The following is a 20,323-nucleotide window of genomic DNA, read 5'->3' as shown; positions in this document are numbered from 1 at the left end:
ATTTTTCATTGAGCCGCGCGTTTAAGCGCGAGTCGCATTATTGCTGGCGAACCCAGGTCTGCGAACGACCGAGCAGCGACACGCCGATGTAACCGCGCACGACGAGTTTCTGGCCGCCGTCTTCAAGCGTCATCTTGCACTTGTAGACCTTGCCGTTCTCCGGGTCGAGAATGTTGCCGCCGTCCCAGTGGTCGCCTTCCTTCTTCATTGCCTTGATGATCGTCATGCCCTTGATGAGCTGATCCTTGCGCTCGTCCGTGCAGGCGGTGCAGCGGCGATCCGGCGTATCGTTCGCACCGAGGCCCTTGACGACCTTGCCGTTCAGCGCACCGTCGCCGTCTTCGGAGATCTGCACGAGTGCCTTCGGCTGATGGGTGCTGTCGTCGATCGTCTGCCACATGCCGATGGGGTTGTCAGCTTGTGCGAAGGTGGGGGCGGCGCAAGCGAGCAGTGCGCCGGCGACGGCGATTGCACGCAACGGGCGGGTCAGTTGAATCATTGTCGTCCTCCTTGTTTTGCATGTCGTGTTCGATTTGCCCGCACAACCGTCTGCATGGGGCGGGCATGTTGCGAGCTTCGCCAGAATACGTGAAACCGCGCGCCACGTTTGATAGAGGGGGCTCTAATCGAAACAGCCCGCGTGGCGCGGGCTGTCTGGTGACCGATCAGTTGAGCTGATACGAGAATGCGGCGTTGATGCGCGGGCTGCGCGATGCGCTTTCGACGGGCGCGTCTCCCACCGGCTTCGCGACGTTCAGGTCGAGGCTGTAGAAGCGGCTGTCCGAGAAACGCACGCCGATACCGACCGACGACATGCGGTTCGGTGACGGTGTGCCGGCATGCAGGTACACGCGCGCCATGTCGTAGGCGATGTATGGCGTAACGGATTTCATATACGTCCAGCCCGGCGTGAAGCCGCGGTTGACCTCCAGCGACATCCCCCATCCCGAGTCACCCGACGCTTCGCCGGGCTGATAGCCGAGCGCGTAGCGCGTCGAGCCGAACGAGATCTGCTCGGACGTCGGCAGCGAGTCGGGGCTGTATTGCCCGGTCAACGAGACCGACGTACCGATCCGGAACGGCCATTCGTTGGTTTGCGTGAAGGTCGCGCCGGTGCGGACGAAGGTCAGTGATGTCGGGTCAGCGTACGTAATCGTCGAGCCGTTCGCCTGGGCGACCTGCGATTTCGACGCGCCGAGAATGTCGAACGCCTTGGCGACGTTGACGCTCAACTTTCGCACCTGTTTCGGCTGGACGTTCGTGTAGTCGAGCTGCAGTTGCAGCACGCGAACCTGCGACCGGTTGTTGAGCGTCGCGCCATTGATCTGGTTCTGGTAATTGTCCTCGTTGTGTGCCGCGTAGCCCGACACCGTGCCGAGCAGGCTGCGCTGGTTGTTCAGCAGTATCGGATAGGATGCCGAAAGACCAAGCTTCTCGTTCTTGACCGTACGCTGCACGTATGACGGCAACCCCGGATTGTCGGTCGGCTTGCCGCGATAGGTGCTCGCATCGAGGCGCGTGATCAGGCCGCTGCTGCCGACGGGGAGTGCGCCGCTGAATGCGAAGTAAGTCTGCTTGTCGCGCCCCGGCGGCGCCAGCGCGGAAATGCTCAGTTGCTCGCCGAACGACGTGAGGCCGTTTTCGGTCGCGGTGATGAGACCCTGGACGCCCGGGTGGTTGAAGTCGATGCCGGTGCTGACGTTGAACGGCTTGCGGTCGACCGCGAGTTCGAGCGTCGTGGCACCGTCGGTGGTTTGAGGCGGCGGTACGTTCGCCTTTACCGTGAGGCCGGGCAACAGGCCGAACGTGTTCACGTAGCGTTCGAACGTCGCGCGGCGCAGCGGGCGATCGGCCGTGATATGCGCGGCGATCGCACGAATCTTCGATTCCATCGCGCCGGGCTTGCCGGTGACCTTGACGTCCGACACATAGCCTTCGACAACCGTGATGCGCACGACGCCGTTCTCGAACGTCTGCGCGGGAATGAACGCGAACGACAGCGCGTAACCGCGATCCTGGTACAGCTTCGTCACACCGTTGGCGGTTTCGATCAATTCGCCGATCGTGATGTCCTTGCCGACGAGAGGGGTGAAGCGACGCGAGATTTCCTCGAACGGCACGGACTTCACGCCTTCGACCTGGAACGTCGTCGGTGTCAGGTGGCGCGATAGCAACTCCTGCAACTGCGGTGCCCGCGGTGCGACCTGCACGGTTACGTTCGGGCCGCTTTTCGGCGCGTTGATCTGGGGGAGGGAGTCGAGCGGGTTACCCCCGACGCGCGTTTGTGCATGTGCCGTGCCGGCTGCCGCGATGGCGAGCAGCATCATCCATCTGTCGAGTCTGGATTTCATTGTTCTTCCTCGTAGGCCTTGCTTTTCGTCTTCTTTGTAATGCCGGCGCGCGACACCAGGGTGTCGCGCGCCGCGTGCCGCAATGCCGGTTGTGTTTGTACGGCCGCACCATTCGCTCCGGCTGCGAAGATACGATCGTCCTCCTTACTTCCCAACGCTACCCAGCAACCCCGTTACCGGTGCCAGCAGGCCCGTCGAGCTGCCGCCCGATGCTGCCGTACCCGTGACGCTGCCGACCAGCGACGTGACCGGCGCGAGCGGGCTCGCTCCCCCGGAGCCTGCTGCGCCACCCACTGCTCCGGTGACAGTATTCAGCAAACCGGTGACAGGCGCGAGAGGGTTTGCACTGCCTGCGCCACCCGTTGCGCCGCCGAGTGTGCCGGTGACCGTCGACACGAGATTCGTGACGGGGGCGAGCGGGCCGCCGCTGCCGCCTGCTGCGCCACCGAGTGCGCCCGTCACCGTGGAGACGAGGCCCGTGACCGGCGCGAGCGGGCCGCTGCCCGAACCGCCGGTCGCGCCGCCGAGTGCGCCCGTGAGCGAGCCGAGCGGCGTCGAGCCGAGACCCGACAGCAGGCCGCCGAGCGGATTCGTCGAACCGGAGCCCGACGACGTGCCGTTCTGTACGGTCGCCGTCGAGCCGCCGACGAGGCTCGTGATCAGGCCGGGGATCGGTGCCGCGCCGTTCGGACCGTTCGGGTTGACGAGGCCGCCCGCGTTGGTCACGGTGTTGCCGACCGCGGTCACGAGCTGACCGACGTCGCCGACGAGCGGCTGGCTCGACGTGCCGCCGACCTGCTTGCCAGCCGAGCTGATCGCGCCGCCGACCTGGCCGAGCAGGCCTGAGACCGGTTGGCCGAGGCCGGTCGTCGTGCCGACCTGTTGCGTGACCTGGCCGGCGGTGATCACGAGCGGTGTGATCGCTGAGCTGAGCGGCTGCGTCACCTGCTGCACGGCGCCCGACGACAGCGTCGAGCCGATCGTCGTGCCGGCGGCTGTCAGGCCATTGGCCACCGTGTCGAGCACGGTGCCGACCGGAGTCGTGACAGGCGCGAGCGGCGCGAGCTGGCCCGTGCCGAGTGCCTTGACCGTCGAGCTCAGGCCGGACACCGTGTTGCTCGTCGCGCCGACCACGTTGCCGAGGCCTGCGACGGTCGTGCCCACCGGATCCTTAGTCGTGCCGATCTGTCCCAGACCGTTGCTCACGGCATCGGCGGCTGCGCCGACGATCGTGCCGGTGCTGGAGAGCGTGCTGCCGACACCCTTCGTCACACCGTCGCCGAGGCCCGGCACGCTGATGTTGCCGACCGTGCTGCCGAGGTCGGTGGCCGTCTGGCCAACCGTGCTGACGACTCCCTGGGTGCCGGTGGGCGTGCCGCTGGTGCCGCTCGTGCTCGGCGTACCGCTCGTGCTGGGGTTGTTGTTGCTGCTGCTGGACGGCGGCGAGCTGACGCCGCCGCCGCCGCAGGCGGCCAGCAGGCAGGCCGCGGCGAAGGCCGTGAGGGGCACGCGCCACTGGCGAAGGGTGGCTGTCGTGAGAGAGCGTTGCTGGGACATGATTGACTCCTCGCTGTCTTGTCGATTGATGGATCTTGGTTTACTTGCCGTGCGTGCCGCCGAGCAGGCCGCCGATCAGCGATGTGACAGGCGCCAGCGGATTCGACGCCGAGCCCGAGTTCGTGACGGCGCCCGTGCCACCGGTCAATGCCGGCGCGCCGACCGTGCTGGTCACCGTGGACACTGCGTTCGTCACCGGGGCGAGCGGGCTGGTGCCGCCTGCGCCGCCCGTTGCGCTGCCGAGTGCGCCCGTCACCGTGCCGAGGAGACCCGTGACCGGCGCGAGCGGGCCGCCGCTCGTACCGCCCGTTGCGCCGCCGAGCGCGCCCGTGACCGTCGAGACGAGGCCCGTGACCGGTGCGAGCGGGCTGCTGCTGCCGCCCGCTGCGCCACCGAGTGCGCCCGTAACCGTCGAGACGAGGCCGGTGACCGGTGCGAGCGGGCCGCCGCTGCCGCCTGCTGCGCCACCGAGTGCGCCCGTCACCGTGGAGACGAGGCCGGTGACCGGCGCGAGCGGGCTGCTGCTGCCGCCTGCTGCGCCGCCGAGTGCGCCCGTGACCGTCGAGACGAGGCCGGTGACCGGTGCGAGCGGGCCGCCGCTGCCGCCCGTTGCGCCGCCGAGTGCGCCCGTGACCGTCGAGACAAGGCCGGTGACCGGTGCGAGCGGACCGCCGCTGCCGCCCGTTGCGCCGCCGAGTGCGCCCGTGACCGTCGAGACAAGGCCGGTGACCGGTGCGAGCGGACCGCTGCTGCCGCCCGTTGCGCCGCCGAGCGCGCCCGTGACCGTCGAGACGAGGCCGGTGACCGGTGCGAGCGGGCCGCTGCTGCCACCCGTTGCGCCGCCGAGTGCGCCGGTGACCGTCGAGACGAGGCCGGTGAGCGGAGCCAGCGGGTTGGTCACGCCGCCGGTGCCGCCCGTGAGCAGGCCGCCAACGGCCTTCACCGTGTTGCCCGTCGACGAGACCGTGTTGCCAAGGCCGGTCGTGACGGGGTTGCCGCCCGTCGACGCGAGCAGGGCGCCGGCCTGGTTCAGACCGTTGCCGACCGTGCCGAGCAGCGTATTGACGGGCGCGCCGAGACCGGTCGCCGTGCCGATCGTCTGGGTCGTCTGGCCGACCATCGTCGTGATCGGCGTGATCGCCGAGCTGACCGTCTGCGTGACTTGCTGGATCGGGCCGGTCGACAGTGCGTTGGTGAGGGTGGTGCCGCCGTTCGATACGGCGCCGCCCAGCGTCGATACAAGTCCGCCGACGGCGCCCGTGACCGGCGCGAGCGGCGTCAGCGGGCCGCTGCCGAGGCTCGAGACCAGGTTGCCCGTCTGCGTGACTGCGCCGCCGAGTTGGTTGACCACGCCGCCCGTGCTGGCGAGCGTGGTGCCGAGCGGATCCTTCGTCGCGCCGAGTTGGCCGAGACCGTTGCCAAGGCCGTTGCCGAGCGCGGTCACGGCACCGCCGACGTTCTGCACGATGCCGCCTGCGGCCTGCGTAGTGGCCGGGTTGACGCCCGGCAGTGACTGGTTGGCGATGACCGAGCCGAGACCCGAGACGGTTCCGCCGACACCCGTGACGATGTTGCTGCTGCTTGCGAGGACATTTCCCACTGCGTTCGACGACACACCCGAGGTGCCGGAGGTACCGCTCGTACCCGACGTACCGCTGGTGCCGGAGGTACCACTCGTGCCCGAGGTTCCGCTGGTGCCGGAGGTACCGCTCGTGCCCGACGTACCGCTGGTGCCGGAAGTGCCGCTCGTGCCCGAGGTGCCGCTCGTGCCGGACGTACCGCCACCCGACGTGGAGATCGAATCGCCAGCGCCCGAGCTCGAGCCGCCGCCGAGCCCCTGGCTGATGGAGCCGGAACCGCCGCACGCGGAGAGGGAAAGCATGGCTGCAACGGTGGCCGCGATCAGAGTCGTCCGGAACACGCCATGAGGGATAACCTTAATGTCCATTTTGTCCTCGCATTAAAAATGTGTTGTGAACTTCGTTGTGTTGAGTGGTGCGCGGACTACTCTGCAACAGTCGTGCCATTTCGATGCCCGACGGTTCGACAACAGGTTTTAAACGGGGCAATTCCTTGTTGGAAAAGGAAGTTATGGAAATTGAAAGATTGTTGAATCTGTTTAAGTACAGACAAATGAGAACGGTTTCGACCGTTTCGTAACGTAACGTCACAACATTGGCGTTACGGATGCGGCGTAACATCGGGTTTGTGCGGACACGGCAGGCTGGCTGGGCGGTTGTTTTACTGGTGGAATAGATGTGCACATCTAACCTATCGTAAGTCCTATGTGTAAGACGTGCCGAAACGCCGTACAAATACGCTGTGCTTACGGAAAAAATTTCGATCCCCATCGCTAAAAATGGGTTGGAAATTGGAGGGAATCAGAGATAAGATTCAGGTCAGATGTAAGCAAATGTACGGATCGGTACACGACGTTCGAGGAGGGTTCCTATCGCGAATGTTAACTTGCATCAAATTGCGATACACGCTCTTCGGGGCGAACTATAAAGAAAGCGCACCTGGTCGTCGTTGCGGAAATGTGACGAACGACGCGGGGCAAGCGGCCAGATATGCGGGGATGTAAGACGTATAAAAGGCCAAGAACGTATATATAGGCACGAGGAAACAAAAATGAAAGCACTCATCAAGCGCTTCCTGACGGAAGAGAGCGGGGTTACCGCGATCGAATACGGTCTGATCGCGGGGTTGATTTCTGTAGTCATCTTGGCGAGCGTTACATCGATCGGGACGGGCCTCGAAGGCATGTTCCAGAAGATTGCGCTTTGCGTATCGCCAGCCTCGGGCGCCTCTGCCCAGTGTTCGCCATAAGTGTCACGCTAAAGCGGTGAGCGAGATATGTTGATTCGCTTGCCGCTTTCTTGCGCTTGTATCGGCGGTCGATATGAAATCCTTGTTTTTCTCAGGCGTGTTTGTGGCCTGGGCGGTGCTTGTCGCGATCAGTGATATTCGTTTTCGGCGTATTCGGAATTCGCTAACTGTTGCGGGTTTGGTTGGCGCATTGCTATGTGCGTTTGCTAACGAAAATCCGTTCGGCATTTCACTTGTTCAGGCGCTTATTGGGGCCTTGTGCGGCTTGATTTGTCTTTTTCCATTTTTTGCATTGCGATTAATGGGCGCAGCCGATGTCAAGATATTTGCCGTAATGGGCGCGTGGTGCGGCACACACGCGTTGTTGGGGATCTGGATTGTGGCCAGTTTGGCTGCGTGCGCGCATGCGCTTGGCGTGATGTTTATATCCCGCATGTCGGTCGGCGAATTGTTTGGCCGTGGTATGCCGACGATGGTAGTCGGTAATCGTCGCGCAACGCCTTATGCGGCATTTCTCGTGATGCCGGCGGTTGTTTGGCTGGGATATCTTCTGGTGCAGAGGGGAATATGAGGGCTCGCCGCTTGCTGTTGCACGGGTTGGAGCGTCAACGAGGAGCAACGGCAATCGAAGTTGCACTTACTTTTCCGCTGTTCTTCCTGATTTTCTACGCGATCGTCACGTTCGGGATGATTTTTGTCATTCAGCAGAGCCTGACGTTTGCTGCTTCCGAAGGGGCGCGTGCGGCATTGAATTACACGCTGACACCGTGTGACCGGTTAAACGTGAATGCGGGAACGGCAGTGACGCAAGCGCTGAATGGCTCGCCGTGGGGGAAAAACGTTCAGTTCTCCGCGCAGGTTTCAACGTCGACGCCGTCCACGAGCTCAACAACGGGCGTAACTTGCGATGCATCTGCATTCGTGCCTACGGCTACATCGACATTTAACGTAATGGTAACAGTGACATATTCGTACGCGAAAAATCCGTTGATTCCGTGGCTGTTTGTATTTACCGCTCCCCAGTTGCAGGGCAGTGCAACGGTGCAAGTCACCCCAAGCATGCTTTGACGCAACGAGTCAGCTCCCTATGAATCAGCCGGCTCACTGAATTTACGCTCCAGAACCTGCTTCCGGCATTCCAATATCAACATGGCCAACAACCTGACAAAAATCATCGCGGGGCTGCTGATTGCGATCGCCGTTCTGCTCGGAATCTACGCATGGATGCTCGGACGCAGCGCACCGCATGCCGTTCCGACACAGCAGCAGCCCGTTGTGGCCAATCCGGTGCCGGTCGTGATTGCCACGCGCACGCTGCCCGTCGGTCAACCAATCGCGGCCGACGCGTTGAAGGTCCAGCCGACCGCGCCTGCACCCACAGGCGCGTTTGCCGATCCGGCCACATTGGTTGGTCGCGTTCCGGCGAGAGACATATTGGCATCGGCTCCGGTCGTCTCGGACGCACTGGTCTCGGGGCTTGCCGAAGACGTTCAACCGGGGGAGCGCGCGATTGCGGTTCGGGTCGACGAGACCAATGCGGTCGGCAACCGTTTGCGGCCTGGCAATTTCGTCGACGTGTTCGTGAATCTGAAGCGCGAAGGCGGCTCGATGCTCGACGGCGAAGTCTCGCAGACGCAAGCGCGGCTCTTGATGTCGAAGGTGCGCGTGTTGTCGTTTGGCGACGCGACGCCGGATCGCGACAGCGGAAACAACAACGGCAATAGCAGCCAGCCGACCAACGTGCGCATCGCTGTACTCGCGGTACCGACCGCGCAGGTCGATGCGCTGACGCTTGGCGAGGCAAGCGGCCGGTTGACGCTGGCACTGCGCAATCCCCGCGATGACGAACTTGCGATGCAAACGGTTGCCGTGCGCACGGACAACAAGCTGTCGCCGTCGGCACTGGCTGCGGCCGGGGTATCGCTGCAACAACTGTCTGGCACGCCGAGAACTGCCGTGGCTAACGTGAACGTACCGCCGTTGCCGTCGCGTCTGCCGCCGGCAGTACGGTCGGTTGGTGGCGGTGGCGGAAGCAGCATCGAGGTGATCCGCGGCGGCCGGTCGGAAACGGTTGCGTATTGAACGACATCGATGGCCATCGATATCAGCGACGACAAGTAAAGGCCGTGTGACGGTCTACCAAACAATGAAAAACACACTGATTGCATTCGCGATTGCTATCTGGACCATGACATTCGCATCGCTCGCGAGCGCGAGCGGCAAGATCGAACTGCCGGTCGGCGCGCAGCGGCAGATTTCGGCTGGCCATGCATTGCAGCGCGTGGCGGTCGGCGACCCGGCGATCGCCGACGTGCTGATCATGAAAGGCAGCCGGTCCGGCTCGGTACTGCTGACCGCGAAGGCGCCCGGTGCGACGAATGTGATGCTGTGGGAGCGTGGTCACGACGAGCCGACGGTCTGGAGCATCGAGGTCGTCGACGCAGCCGCGCAAGCGGTGCTCGATGATTCCACACCGCGCGTGAATGCATATGGCGGAACGGCGGTGCTGCGTGGTGCGTCGGCATCGCTTGACGCACATGAACGCGCAGTCGCAGTCGCCAAGAACATGGCCGGGAAGGGCATCGTGATCGATCGGTCGACGCTTGCCGGCAAGAACGTTGTGCAGGTCGATGTGCGCGTCGTCGAGTTCAGCCGGTCGGTGCTCAAGCAGGTCGGGTTCAACTTCTTCAAACAGAACAACGGTTTCTCGTTCGGCTCGTTTTCACCGGGCGGCGTGCAGTCGTATAGCGGCGGTTCCGGTCCCGGCTCTGCAGGGTATATTCCGACGCTCGGCTCACCCGTGACGTCGGCATTCAACCTGGTCGTGAATGCTGCTGGACGCGGCATCTTCGGTGAGCTGTCGCTGCTCGAAGCGAACAATTTCGCCCGGGTGCTCGCCGAACCGACGCTCGTTGCGCTGTCTGGTCAAAGCGCGAGCTTCCTCGCGGGTGGCGAAATTCCGGTCCCGTCACCGCAAGGACTCGGTTCGACCGCAATTCAGTGGAAGCAATATGGCGTCGGACTTACGCTGACGCCGACCGTGCTGAGTCCGCAGCGGATTGCGCTGAAGGTCGCGCCCGAGTCGAGCCAGCTTGACTTCGTGAACAGCGTGACGATCAGCGGTGTCGCAGTGCCGGGGATCACGACGCGTCGCGCGGACACGACGGTCGAACTAGGCGACGGAGAGAGCTTCGTGATCGGCGGCCTGATCGATCGCCAGACGATGTCGAACGTCAGCAAGGTTCCGCTGCTTGGCGACCTTCCGATCATCGGTACGTTCTTCAAGAATTTGAACTATCAGCAGAACGACAAGGAATTGCTGATAATCGTGACGCCGCATCTCGTTGCGCCGATCGCGAAGGGCGCGGCGTTGCCGGCGACACCCGGCGAGTTGTCCGAGCAGCGTGACGGGCCGGTCTGGCGATCGTATCTGGGCGGCATTGCGGCGCCGGATGCAGCGCCGGGATTTTCGAAATGAACGCGAAGCCTTGCGTAATCGGGGGTGTTCGACATGAACGCACGAACCCAGTCATTGTGTGAACCCGCCGTGACCGACTATTTCGTTTGCGCATCGCCGAAGGAAGCGCGCGTCCGCTGGCTTGCCGATACGCTTGTGTCGGCCGGCGCGGTCGAGGCGGCGTCGCTCGAGCCGGGTGTGCTTGCGCAGCGCATCACGGGCGTCAATCCGGCGCTGGTGTTCATCGATTTCTCAGAGGGAGGAGAGGCGGCGAGCGTGGCCGCCGCGATGGTGCGCGCTGCGCATCCGGGGTTGCCGATCGTCGCGCTGGGTTCGCTCGCGCAACCGGAAAGCACGCTCGCTGCATTGCGTGCCGGCGTGCGCGACTTCATTGACGTGTCCGCATCGACCGAGGAGGCGCTGCGGACGACGCGTGGACTGCTCGCGCATGTCGGCGAGCCCGCGAGCCGCCATGGGAAGGTCCTCGCGCTGGTCGGCGCGCGTGCCGGTATGGGTGTCAGCACGCTCGCAGCGAATCTCGCCGTCTGGCTGCAAAAGCGCGCGCTCGGCCCGGGCGCGGCGGCGGTTCCGGATGGCGGCACACCGGCCGGCCGTCAAACCGCGCTGATCGATCTGGGCCTGCCGGCCGGTGACTGCGCGCTGTTTCTGAACACGCGCTGCGAATTCCATTTCGTCGATGCTGTGCAGAACCTCCGCCGCATCGATCGCACGTTCGTGAACACCGCGCTGACGCGGCACTCGAGCGGTGTCGCGCTGACGACACTGCCGCCGGATCTTGCCGGGCTGCGCGACGTGTCATATGCGTCGTGCATCGGTTTGCTGAACCGTCTCCGCGCATTCTTCGATCAGCAGGTCATCGATCTCGGCGGCTTTTCTAACCGCGAGTTTGTCATGCAGATCACGGCATCCGTCGACGAGGCATGGCTTGTTTGCGATCAGGGCGTGGCGTCGATTGTGTCCGCGGCTGATCTGCTCACAGGCCTACGCGACGCCGGCGTCGATACCGATCGCGTCAAGCTCGTGGTTAATCAATACGACTCCGCCCTGAACCTGATGCCCGGACAAATCGCCGAGCGCTTGGGGTTGTCGCTGGTCGGTACGCTGCCGGCGCGCCGCGTTGCGATTTGCCATGCCGCGAACCAGGGCCGGCTCATTGTCGATATGGCCGAGCGCGATCCATACGTGCGAGCGCTTGAATCTCTGGCTACACGATTGCCCGGGGTGTCCGGCATGGCGGGCGCGTCGCGTATCGCGCCCAGCCTGTCTGCATTGAAACGTTTCATTCAACCTTCGTCCAAGCGGTCGTAAGCGATGGCACACGACATTCAATTCGCCGACGGCGCAGCGCCGTTTTCCCAGACGCAGCAATTTCACGACATCAAGAATGCCGCGCACGAGCATCTGCTGACGCGTATCGAGGAACTCGGCGCCGAGTTCGGTCGCTGGTCCCGCCAGGCGATCAACCAGTTCGTCGATCTCGAGATCGACAGCTTCGTGCGCCTGCGCCGCATCCCGCTCAACGAGAACGAGGTGCGTGCCATTGCCGAGGCGCTGACCAAGGAGCTTGCCGGCTTTGGGCCAATCGAGGACCTGCTGGCGGATCCGGCGGTCGAGGATATCCTGATCAACGGCTACAACGACGTGTACGTGTCGCGTCACGGGATTCTGGCGAAGCTGCCCGTGCGGTTCACCGACAACGCGCATCTGCTGCGGATCGTGCGCCGCATTCTCGCGCCGATCGGGCGTCGTCTCGACGAGTCGAATCCGATGGTCGATGCGCGTCTGCCCGATGGCGGTCGCGTGAACGTCGTGATCGAGCCGCTGTCGATCGACGGTCCGATCGTCTCGATCCGAAAATTCCGCAAGGATCCGTTGAAGCCGTCCGACCTGCTCGGCAACGGCACGTACAACGAAGAAATCGGCGCACTGCTCGAGGCGGCGGTCGAAGCCCGCTGCAACGTGCTCGTGTCGGGCGGCACGAGCTCCGGCAAGACGTCGTTGCTCAACGCACTGGCGTTCCATATTCCCGAGGCGGAACGTGTCGTGACGATCGAAGACACGGCCGAACTGTCGCTGAACCACCCGCACGTCGTGCGGCTCGAGAGCCGGCCTGGTGGTTTCGACGGCACCGGCGTCGTGACGATCCGCGACCTGCTGCGCAACACGCTGCGGATGCGCCCGGACCGGATCATCGTCGGCGAAGTTCGCGGCGGCGAAGTGCTCGAAATGTTGCAGGCGATGAACACCGGCCACGATGGCTCGATGGGCACCGTGCACGCGAGTTCGCCGCGCGAGTGTCTGTATCGTCTGGAGATGCTGGCGGGCTTCGCAGGCTTCCAAGGCACCGAGTCGAGTCTGCGCCGGCAAATCGCGAACGCGATCGACTTCATCGTGCAGATCGGGCGTCTGTCGAATGGGCGTCGCCGGATCTTGTCGATTACCGAAGTGACCGGTTTGTCCGACAACATCATCGCGACGCAGGAACTTTACCGCTACGAAGCGCGCGTAACCCCTGAAGGCGAGGAGATCGACCACTGGGAGTCGCTCGGCATCCATCCACATTCACCGAAGCTTGCGCGCTATCGTCAGGCGCTGGTGAACAGCGGCCTGGGTGGCGGTGGTTTCGGCGGCGGCTTTGGTGGCAGCGGCTTTGGTCGCGGCGGAGGCTTCAATGTATAGCCCGATGATCTGGGTTCTCGCGATCGCGATGCTGTGCGTCGCGTCGGCCCTGATGTTGTGGCGGCACGCGGAAGCGCGGCGCGTGAGAACCGATGCGAAGCGCTTCATCGACAGCCGGCTCGAACCTGGTGTACGGGCGGCGGCGCAAGCATCTCGGCCGGCGGCGGGAGGCGCGCCGCGTCCCTCGTCGCCCTTGGGTGTTGCACGGAGTGCGTCCGATACGTTTCGGGTGCACTGGTATGTGATCGCCACGGAGTATTTGAACAATCTCGTGTCTCGCGCGGGGATCGACGGGGCACGCGGCAAATCGATTGTCGCGCTGATCGTACTCGTTGCAATCGTGGTGATCGCCGGCAGCCACGGCGGCGCGCTTGCTGGCTTCGCGGCGTTTGCGTGTGGGGTTTCGATACTCGGGGTTTGGCTGGCGTCACGAATTCAGCGGCGGCGACTCAAAATCGTTCGGCAGATTCCGTCGTTTCTGGACGGAATCGTACGTCTCGTGACGCTCGGCAATAGTGTGCCGGCCGCATTTCAGGCCGCACTGCTGACAACGGAGGAGCCGCTGCGCGGCTGTCTTGATCACGTATCGCGGATGCTGCGCGGTGGTGTGGAGATCGATCGCGCGATGACGCATATCGCGAAGATATATCGGACCGAGGAGTTCGAGCTCGTCGGTTCAGTGCTGCGTCTGTCGGTCAAATATGGCGGTCGCGCAGACGTAATGCTCGAACGCATGGCCGTATTCATGCGCGATCTCGAACAGGCGGAGCGTGAGCTGACTGCGATGTCAGCAGAGACGCGGCTGTCGGCGTTCGTGCTTGTAATGTTGCCGATCGTGATCGGCAGTTTTGTCATCGTGAATAATCCCAAGTATCTGCAAGGGATGTGGGGCGATCCGAGCGGACGACTGATTCTCACGCTGGCATTTCTGCTGCAGTTGGCCGGCAGCGTGTGGTTGTATCGAATTGCTCGACTCAGGTAACGGTATGACGGCAACTCAGATTGGAGCGATTGCTTTGGCCTTGGGCGCGCTTGGCGTTTTGCTGTTCGGAATGCTGGCAGTGCTGCGCGCGAGTGCCACGACGCGCGCCGAACGCGCGCTCGTCGACGCACTGGATCGGCGCATGGCTGTACTTGAGGCAGCCAAGGCCAAGGCTGAAACAGCTGACAGCACTTCTGCGAAGCCGGACGCGAGTGGTGGCGAGCGCGTTGCACATTTTCTCGATCGATTGTCGTCGACGGGAATGCGCTGGCTCGACACGGGGTTCGGCAAATACATCGTTGCCGAAGAAGATCGTCGTTTGCTCGAACAGTGTGGATACATCGATGCGCGTACGCGTGGACTGTTCCTGAGCGTGCGAATTGCATGCGCGATCGGGTTGCCGCTGCTGTTTGCGATATTTGCGAGCGGTCAGATGAAGAGCGGTTACTGGATGATCGGCATGTTTGCCGCATTCGGGTTCGGCTTCATGGTGCCGAAGCTCTATGTGCAACGTCGCGCAGCTGCCCGCAGACAGAGCGTTGTCGACGAGTTGCCGCTGCTCGTTGACATGCTGCGCCTGTTGCAGGGCGTCGGGCTGTCGCTCGATCAGAGTCTGCAAGTCGTGACGAACGATTTCCGCGGGATGATGCCGGTGCTGTCGTCGGAAATGGGTATCGCGCAGCGTCAGTTTGCGGCAGGCCGTACGCGCGAGCAGTCGATGCAACGACTGTCCGGAGGATTCGACAATGAGGATCTGCGCGCGATCGTTCGATTGATGGTTCAGGTTGACAAGCACGGCGGTGCAGTCCAGGAGCCCCTCAAGCAATTCGGAGACAGGTTGCGTGAGACGCGTCGTGCGATGCTTCGCGAGCGGATTGGCCGATTGACCGTGAAGATGACCGGTGTAATGGTACTGACCCTGTTGCCGGCGCTGCTGATCGTGACGGCCGGGCCCGGGATGTTGGCGGTGATGCATGCGCTGGCGTCGCACCATTGATGGACGAAGGAAAAATGATGAAGCGGACCAGCGGGATGGTGCGGTACGCAGGTGTAGCGACAGCAGCGTTGCTGCTCGGCGCGTGCGCGACCAAGGAGAACGGGTACGGCGTCAACACGCAGACCGAGCGTGCTGCGCTGATTCAGGCGGCCGATCAGAAACAGTCGGTGCCGGACACACCGGCGATGTATCTGGGTCTGATCCAGCGGATGCAGGTACAGGGTCTTTATTATGCGTCGCTTGCGCACATCGACGCATACGACAAAGCGTACGGCGTGTCGCCCGACACGATCCTGCTGCGCGCGGATGCACTTCGGATGACTGATCAGCCGGCTGCCAGCGCGGCAGCGTACACGCAGTTGCTGAAAACGCCGCTCGCGGCTCGCGGTTACAGAGGGCTTGGGCTGATCGCCGGCGCGGCGGGCGATTTTGGACATGCGGTGCAGGCGTTGACGCAGGCGTCCGAACTCGCGCCGACCGATGCGTCGCTGTTATCCGATCTTGCTTACGCGAAATTACGCAATGGTGATGTCGTTGGCGCGCGGGTGCCGCTGCTAAAGGCGGCCGAACTGGATCAGCATAATCCCAAGATCGTCAGCAATCTTGCGCTTTATCTGTTTGCGGCGGGGCACACGCAGGATGCGCAGATGTTGATGACTCAGCAGCATTTGCCTGCGGATATCCGCAAGGATATCGGTATTGACTCCGCGAAAGTTGCTGCTGCCGTACGCGCACAGAAGCGTGCGGCCGCTACGCCGCTCGTCGTGCAACGGCGAGGCGTGAGTGAACCGATGGCGAACAATTTTGGCTACGACCAGACCGTGCCGCTGCTGCAACGGTTTGCACAATGAACGGACAGGCGGGGAACGATATGAATAATGAACATCAGCGAAATACACGCGCGGGTCGAATCGCGATTCTGGGCGCGATCGTCGGGGTGGCAATGAGCACCGCTGCTGCATATGGGCAGCAGGTTACGAGGCCAGGCGTATCCGACGTCAACGGCTCGACTAGGGCGTGGCTCTCGATGCAGCGCGACAACCGCGCGGCGGCGCCGACGCAGCCCATGCTCGGGGACGTTGCATCCCTTGTCTATCAACGTTATCTGGATTCGTTCAAGAACAAGATTCCGAACTCGATGAGTTCGCAGATTGGTTCCACCAGTGGTGGTATGTCGGGTGGTGGGCAGGCTGCGCAATAAGCGACATGGCGATGCGTGTAGATCAATCACATGTACGTCGGCGGCGCAGCACTGGCTGGCCCGGAATGCGTCGTCAGCGTGGCTCCATTGCGGTCATGGCGGCGATCTGGGTGATGGTCGCGATTGTCGTGCTGGGGGCGCTCGATATCGGGAATCTGTATTTGCAGCGGCGGGATCTGCAAAGGATTGCGGATATGGCTGCGTTGGCGGCCGCGCAGGCCGCCGCGCCGACCAATCCGACGGACATGTCTTGTTCCAGTGCGAATCAGGCCGCGCAGAGCGTGGCGCAGTTGAATGACTCATACAAGCTCGGTACGATCGCTCCGGTAAATGGCACGGACCAGATCCAGTCGAGTTGCGGCAGATGGGATCCTCCTGCAACGGCGAGCGGATCGTCGACGTATCAGGTCGCCAACGCGAGCATGGCCTGTCCTCAACCCAGTGCTTCGCCTGCTACTCAGTCATGCCCCCAACTCAACGCCGCGCAAGTGACGATGACACGCAAGCTGCGTTATTCGTTCCTGGGAATGCTTTGGTCGACCGTTGCCGGGCCGGTGACCATCTCTGCGACTTCGACGGCCCGCGCGGCGGCGGTGGATGCATTTTCGATCGGTACGTCGCTGGCGATGTTCGGCAGTAACACCGACTGCAACGGAAATGTGATTACGAGCAATGCATACAATCCAGGCCTGGTCAATTCGTTGTTGGGTGCGTTGCTCAATACGTCGTTGAGCTTCAATATCGGTACGTATCAGGCGTTGGCATGCACGAGCATCAAAATCGACGATTTGCGCGCGGCGCTCCAGGTGGGGACTGTCGATCAACTGTTGAATGGGACCGCGTCGATCAGCAAGCTTGCAAAGCTGATGATCACTGCGCTGGGGCAGACGTCCGTTGCGAATGTGCAGGCGAACGTTACCGAAAGCCTGAAGATACTGAAGGTGCTTACTCAGCTGAACGTGCCTGGGCCAATCGCGCTTGGAAACTCGGCGTCTACTCCGGGCTTGTTGTCAATCGGTCTGGCAAACACGCAAAATGCAGCGAATGCGACGGTTAACCTGCTCGATCTGTTGTTTACCGCAGCAGAAATCGCGAATGCCAACGCGAACAGCCCCGCTGTGAGTGTCAATACCGGCCTCAATCTTCTCGGTCTTGCACAAGCCGCGCTGCAAGTGCAGGTAATCCGGCCGCCAGTCATTGCCATTGGTGAAGGCGGCACCGATCCAACGAAGCCAGGGAATCCTTGGCGCACGCTCGCCCACACTGCAGACATCGCGGTCTACCTGAACGTCGGGCTTGGAACGTGGGGTTCCTTGGGCGGGCTGCTGAACGGCCTTCTCAATTTGAGTGTGAAGTTGCCGCTATACCTCGAAGTAGCCCCTGGAACAGCATGGTTGACATCGACGAGCTGTGCAGCAACGCGGGCCAATAGCCGCGCGAATATCGTTGCGCAGCCTGGGTTGGCGAATATATGTATCGGAGACGCGCCGTTGAACAGCCAGGGCGCGATGGACGTGTCTGGTGGCTACTCGTGCGGCTCGCCGCAGGTTGCGACGCTCCTGAACGTTGGTGTTCTGAGCGCGCTGGGTTTGAAGACATCGGTCACCGCGACGGTTCCCGCCATTTCGGTACCCGCTGTCGCATCCGTTGGCGGTCCTTTGGTATTTGACGGCATTACTGGAAATAGCGATGACTATCAAAGCGTCAATTCCAACCAGGTCGGACAAGTGCTGACGAACGCGCTATCGGGGCCTGCCGCTGCGCTTTCCAAGGGAACCGGCCTGACCTTGACGGTGACGCTGTTGGGTGTCCCGATCACGGTCGGTACATCGGTGATCGGCGACCTGCTCGGAATGCTGTCGAATACAGTACTGAACGGTATTTTTAGCGCTCTCGACCAGCTGCTCGTACCATTGCTGCAGCTATTGGGCGTTCAGGTCGGGGTTGCGACCGTCCATAACATGTCGTTGACATGCGCCGTTCCGCAGCTAGTAGGTAATTAAGTGCGTTTTCAACTGAAGTAGCTGGATCAAATTGATGAGACCCACCTCCGCAATCGAAGAGCTCGACCTGTACGTCTGGGAAGGCAAAGCGGACATTGTCGACCGCGTTGCCCGCTGCATGGCGAGCTTCGACGTCGAAGTGATCCGCGCCGACAATGCGGAAATCTCGCCGGAGCGCGCCGCGTTGCGGCCGTCGCTGGCGATCATCAGCGTGACGATGATCGAAACCGGCGCGGCGTTCCTGCGCGACTGGCAGGCCAACATCGGCATGCCGGTTGTCTGGGTCGGCGCGGCGCGCGACCACGACGCGTCACAGTATCCGCCCGAGTATTCGCATATCCTGCCGCTCGACTTCACCTGCGCCGAACTGCGCGGCATGATCGGCAAGCTCGTCACGCAGCTGCGTGCGCATACGGCTGAAACGTCGCATCCGACCGAACTCGTCGCGCACTCGGAATCGATGCAGGCACTGCTGCATGAAGTCGATACGTTCGCCGACTGCGACACCAACGTGCTGCTGCACGGCGAAACCGGCGTCGGCAAGGAGCGCATCGCGCAACTGCTGCACGAAAAGCATTCGCGCTACCGGCACGGCGAATTCGTACCGGTGAACTGCGGCGCGATTCCCGACGGCCTGTTCGAATCGCTGTTCTTCGGTCATGCGAAAGGATCGTTCACGGGTGCGGTTGTTGCGCATAAAGGCTATTTCGAGCAGGCAGGGGGCGGCACGCTGTTCCTCGACGAAGTCGGCGATCTGCCGCTGTACCAGCAGGTCAAGCTGTTGCGCGTGCTCGAGGACGGCGCGGTGCTGCGCGTCGGTGCGGCGACGCCGGTCAAGGTCGATTTCCGCCTGGTCGCGGCGAGTAACAAGAAGCTGCCGCAGCTCGTGAAGGACGGCCTGTTCCGTGCCGATCTCTACTACCGGCTCGCGGTGATCGAGCTGAGCATTCCGTCGCTGGAAGAGCGCGGCGCCGTCGACAAGATCGCGCTGTTCAAGTCGTTCGTCGCGCAAGTCGTCGGCGAGGATCGGCTCGCTCAGTTGTCCGACCTGCCGTACTGGCTGACGGATTCGGTCGCGGACAGCTATTTCCCCGGCAACGTGCGCGAACTGCGCAACCTCGCCGAGCGTGTCGGCGTGACGGTGCGGCAGACGGGCGGGTGGGATGCCGCGCGGTTGCAGCGACTGATCGCGCACGCGCGCAATTCGGCGCAGCCGGTACCGGCGGAGAGCGCGGCGGAGGTCTTCGTCGACCGCAGCAAGTGGGACATGAACGAGCGCAGCCGCGTCATTGCGGCGCTCGACGCAAACGGCTGGCGGCGTCAGGATACGGCGCAGCAGCTCGGCATCAGCCGCAAGGTATTGTGGGAAAAAATGCGCAAATATCAGATCTTCGACGAGGAGCCCGAGACCCGCGAAAGTGAGTAATTAATGAGATAAAATCGCGCTGAATTACAACGACTCGGGCGGGAATAGAACTTCATGAGCCATAAGACGGGGTTGGGAAGGGCGTGCGTATTGCTCGCCCTGGTGGGAGGCATGCAGGGCGCGTACGCGCAAAGTCTGGCAGACAGCGGTTCGCCGGCCGTACAACAGGCGTCGGCGCCGGTGGCGGCGATTCCGGTGATCGACTCGCAGGCGTCGGTGCAGCCGCAGGCGGGCGAGTCGACGGGCCCGAGCACGGTCGACGACTTGCAGCGCCAGATCCAGGCGCACACGCTGACGGAAATGCGCACGAGCTACAACGGCAGCTACGGTGCGAGCCTGCTGTTCAACGTCAAGGACGGTGCGTACTTCGTTGCACTGTTCCAGCAGAAGGCGTTCTGGCGCGTGATCAAGACTTACGACGAAACGCGTGCGGAAGCGATCTATCGCGATTTCTCGCATCAGGCGGAGCGGCTGGCCGTGAACGAACTGCGGGCAGCGAAGCTGGAATCGCAGAAGACGCAAATGGACAAGCAGATCGAAGTCACGCAGGATCGCGCGCGGCGCTTGCAGGCCGATATCTCGATCGCACGCCAGCAGCAGACGGCAGTCGCGGATCGCCAGAAGAGCGTACGTAACGAGACGGCCGCATTGCAGGCGCAGCAGGCCGAACTGCAGTCGCAACTGCGGGCGTTGCAGCAGCAGGTGCGTTCGTTGCAGCGTGAGGCCGATGCGGGCCTGCCGACGACGGCACACTGAACCCGATGGCGGTGCGGCGACATGCCGCGCCAGCCGCACAAGTAAAAAGGGCAAGCCGGTTGGC

The 20,323-nt window shown here is 62.7% G+C and carries 19 protein-coding genes; 14 read left to right on the top strand and 5 right to left on the bottom strand.

Annotated elements, in window-relative coordinates; all coding sequences use genetic code 11:
• Positions 1-37 precede the first annotated feature (37 nt).
• The 5 genes from LGN19_RS37315 to LGN19_RS37295 all read right to left on the bottom strand — a co-directional run bounded on the left by LGN19_RS37315 (position 38) and on the right by LGN19_RS37295 (position 6,172).
• Positions 38-499 (bottom strand): DUF2147 domain-containing protein, encoded by a 462-nt coding sequence (locus LGN19_RS37315; RefSeq protein ID WP_226220005.1) that lies wholly within the window; start codon positions 497-499, stop codon positions 38-40.
• A 166-nt stretch (positions 500-665) separates the two neighbouring features.
• Positions 666-2,351, bottom strand: coding sequence for a ShlB/FhaC/HecB family hemolysin secretion/activation protein (locus LGN19_RS37310; protein ID WP_174962519.1), 1,686 nt, complete (start codon positions 2,349-2,351; stop codon positions 666-668).
• 144 nt (positions 2,352-2,495) lie between these two features.
• Positions 2,496-3,908, bottom strand: coding sequence for a collagen-like triple helix repeat-containing protein (locus tag LGN19_RS37305; RefSeq protein ID WP_226220004.1), 1,413 nt, complete (start codon positions 3,906-3,908; stop codon positions 2,496-2,498).
• Between the two features lie 40 nt (positions 3,909-3,948).
• Positions 3,949-5,856 carry a collagen-like triple helix repeat-containing protein gene (locus LGN19_RS37300; protein ID WP_226220003.1) on the bottom strand — a complete coding sequence of 636 codons (1,908 nt, stop codon included), beginning with the start codon at positions 5,854-5,856 and terminating at the stop codon, positions 3,949-3,951.
• On the bottom strand, positions 5,846-6,172 hold the full coding sequence (locus LGN19_RS37295) for a hypothetical protein (protein ID WP_226220002.1): 327 nt from the start codon (positions 6,170-6,172) through the stop codon (positions 5,846-5,848). Before LGN19_RS37295 ends, LGN19_RS37300 begins: the two co-directional genes overlap by 11 nt.
• Positions 6,173-6,539: 367 nt before the next feature.
• Here LGN19_RS37295 and LGN19_RS37290 point away from each other — a divergent pair, with 367 nt between their 5' ends.
• The 14 genes from LGN19_RS37290 to LGN19_RS37225 all read left to right on the top strand — a co-directional run bounded on the left by LGN19_RS37290 (position 6,540) and on the right by LGN19_RS37225 (position 20,259).
• Entirely contained in the window at positions 6,540-6,737 is a 198-nt protein-coding gene (locus LGN19_RS37290) for a Flp family type IVb pilin (protein ID WP_089450374.1), read from the top strand.
• Positions 6,738-6,810: 73 nt separating this feature from the next.
• Positions 6,811-7,308: a prepilin peptidase gene (locus LGN19_RS37285; RefSeq protein WP_226220001.1), complete on the top strand. Its 498-nt coding sequence runs from the start codon at positions 6,811-6,813 to the stop codon at positions 7,306-7,308.
• Positions 7,305-7,805: a TadE/TadG family type IV pilus assembly protein gene (locus tag LGN19_RS37280; protein ID WP_226220000.1), complete on the top strand. Its 501-nt coding sequence runs from the start codon at positions 7,305-7,307 to the stop codon at positions 7,803-7,805. Before LGN19_RS37285 ends, LGN19_RS37280 begins: the two co-directional genes overlap by 4 nt.
• Before the next feature lie 81 nt (positions 7,806-7,886).
• Complete coding sequence (gene cpaB / locus LGN19_RS37275) at positions 7,887-8,819, top strand: Flp pilus assembly protein CpaB (RefSeq protein WP_174962529.1); 933 nt, start codon at positions 7,887-7,889, stop codon at positions 8,817-8,819.
• Positions 8,820-8,883: 64 nt separating this feature from the next.
• Entirely contained in the window at positions 8,884-10,215 is a 1,332-nt protein-coding gene (locus LGN19_RS37270) for a type II and III secretion system protein family protein (RefSeq protein WP_174962531.1), read from the top strand.
• 33 nt (positions 10,216-10,248) lie between these two features.
• Complete coding sequence (locus tag LGN19_RS37265) at positions 10,249-11,523, top strand: fimbrial protein (RefSeq protein WP_226219999.1); 1,275 nt, start codon at positions 10,249-10,251, stop codon at positions 11,521-11,523.
• A 3-nt stretch (positions 11,524-11,526) separates the two neighbouring features.
• Entirely contained in the window at positions 11,527-12,894 is a 1,368-nt protein-coding gene (locus LGN19_RS37260) for a CpaF family protein (protein WP_174962535.1), read from the top strand.
• Positions 12,887-13,876, top strand: coding sequence for a type II secretion system F family protein (locus LGN19_RS37255; RefSeq protein ID WP_226219998.1), 990 nt, complete (start codon positions 12,887-12,889; stop codon positions 13,874-13,876). Before LGN19_RS37260 ends, LGN19_RS37255 begins: the two co-directional genes overlap by 8 nt.
• Positions 13,877-13,880: 4 nt before the next feature.
• A complete protein-coding gene (locus LGN19_RS37250; RefSeq protein ID WP_226219997.1) occupies positions 13,881-14,873 on the top strand; it encodes a type II secretion system F family protein in 993 nt (330 codons plus the stop codon).
• A 17-nt stretch (positions 14,874-14,890) separates the two neighbouring features.
• Positions 14,891-15,724 (top strand): pilus assembly protein, encoded by an 834-nt coding sequence (locus LGN19_RS37245; RefSeq protein ID WP_174962578.1) that lies wholly within the window; start codon positions 14,891-14,893, stop codon positions 15,722-15,724.
• Between the two features lie 20 nt (positions 15,725-15,744).
• Positions 15,745-16,074: a DUF3613 domain-containing protein gene (locus LGN19_RS37240; RefSeq protein ID WP_174962541.1), complete on the top strand. Its 330-nt coding sequence runs from the start codon at positions 15,745-15,747 to the stop codon at positions 16,072-16,074.
• Positions 16,075-16,079: 5 nt separating this feature from the next.
• On the top strand, positions 16,080-18,077 hold the full coding sequence (locus LGN19_RS37235; RefSeq protein WP_226219996.1) for a pilus assembly protein TadG-related protein: 1,998 nt from the start codon (positions 16,080-16,082) through the stop codon (positions 18,075-18,077).
• A gap of 34 nt (positions 18,078-18,111) precedes the next feature.
• Entirely contained in the window at positions 18,112-19,503 is a 1,392-nt protein-coding gene (locus tag LGN19_RS37230) for a sigma 54-interacting transcriptional regulator (protein WP_174962543.1), read from the top strand.
• A gap of 54 nt (positions 19,504-19,557) precedes the next feature.
• Positions 19,558-20,259: a DUF2968 domain-containing protein gene (locus LGN19_RS37225; RefSeq protein ID WP_226219995.1), complete on the top strand. Its 702-nt coding sequence runs from the start codon at positions 19,558-19,560 to the stop codon at positions 20,257-20,259.
• The last annotated feature ends 64 nt before the right edge of the window (positions 20,260-20,323 follow it).

Origin of the sequence: Burkholderia sp. AU30198, from assembly GCF_020419825.1 — a bacterium.
Classification (GTDB): Bacteria; Pseudomonadota; Gammaproteobacteria; order Burkholderiales; family Burkholderiaceae; genus Burkholderia.
Note: the sequence above shows the minus strand (reverse complement) of the source record. Positions and strands in the feature narration are given on the sequence as shown.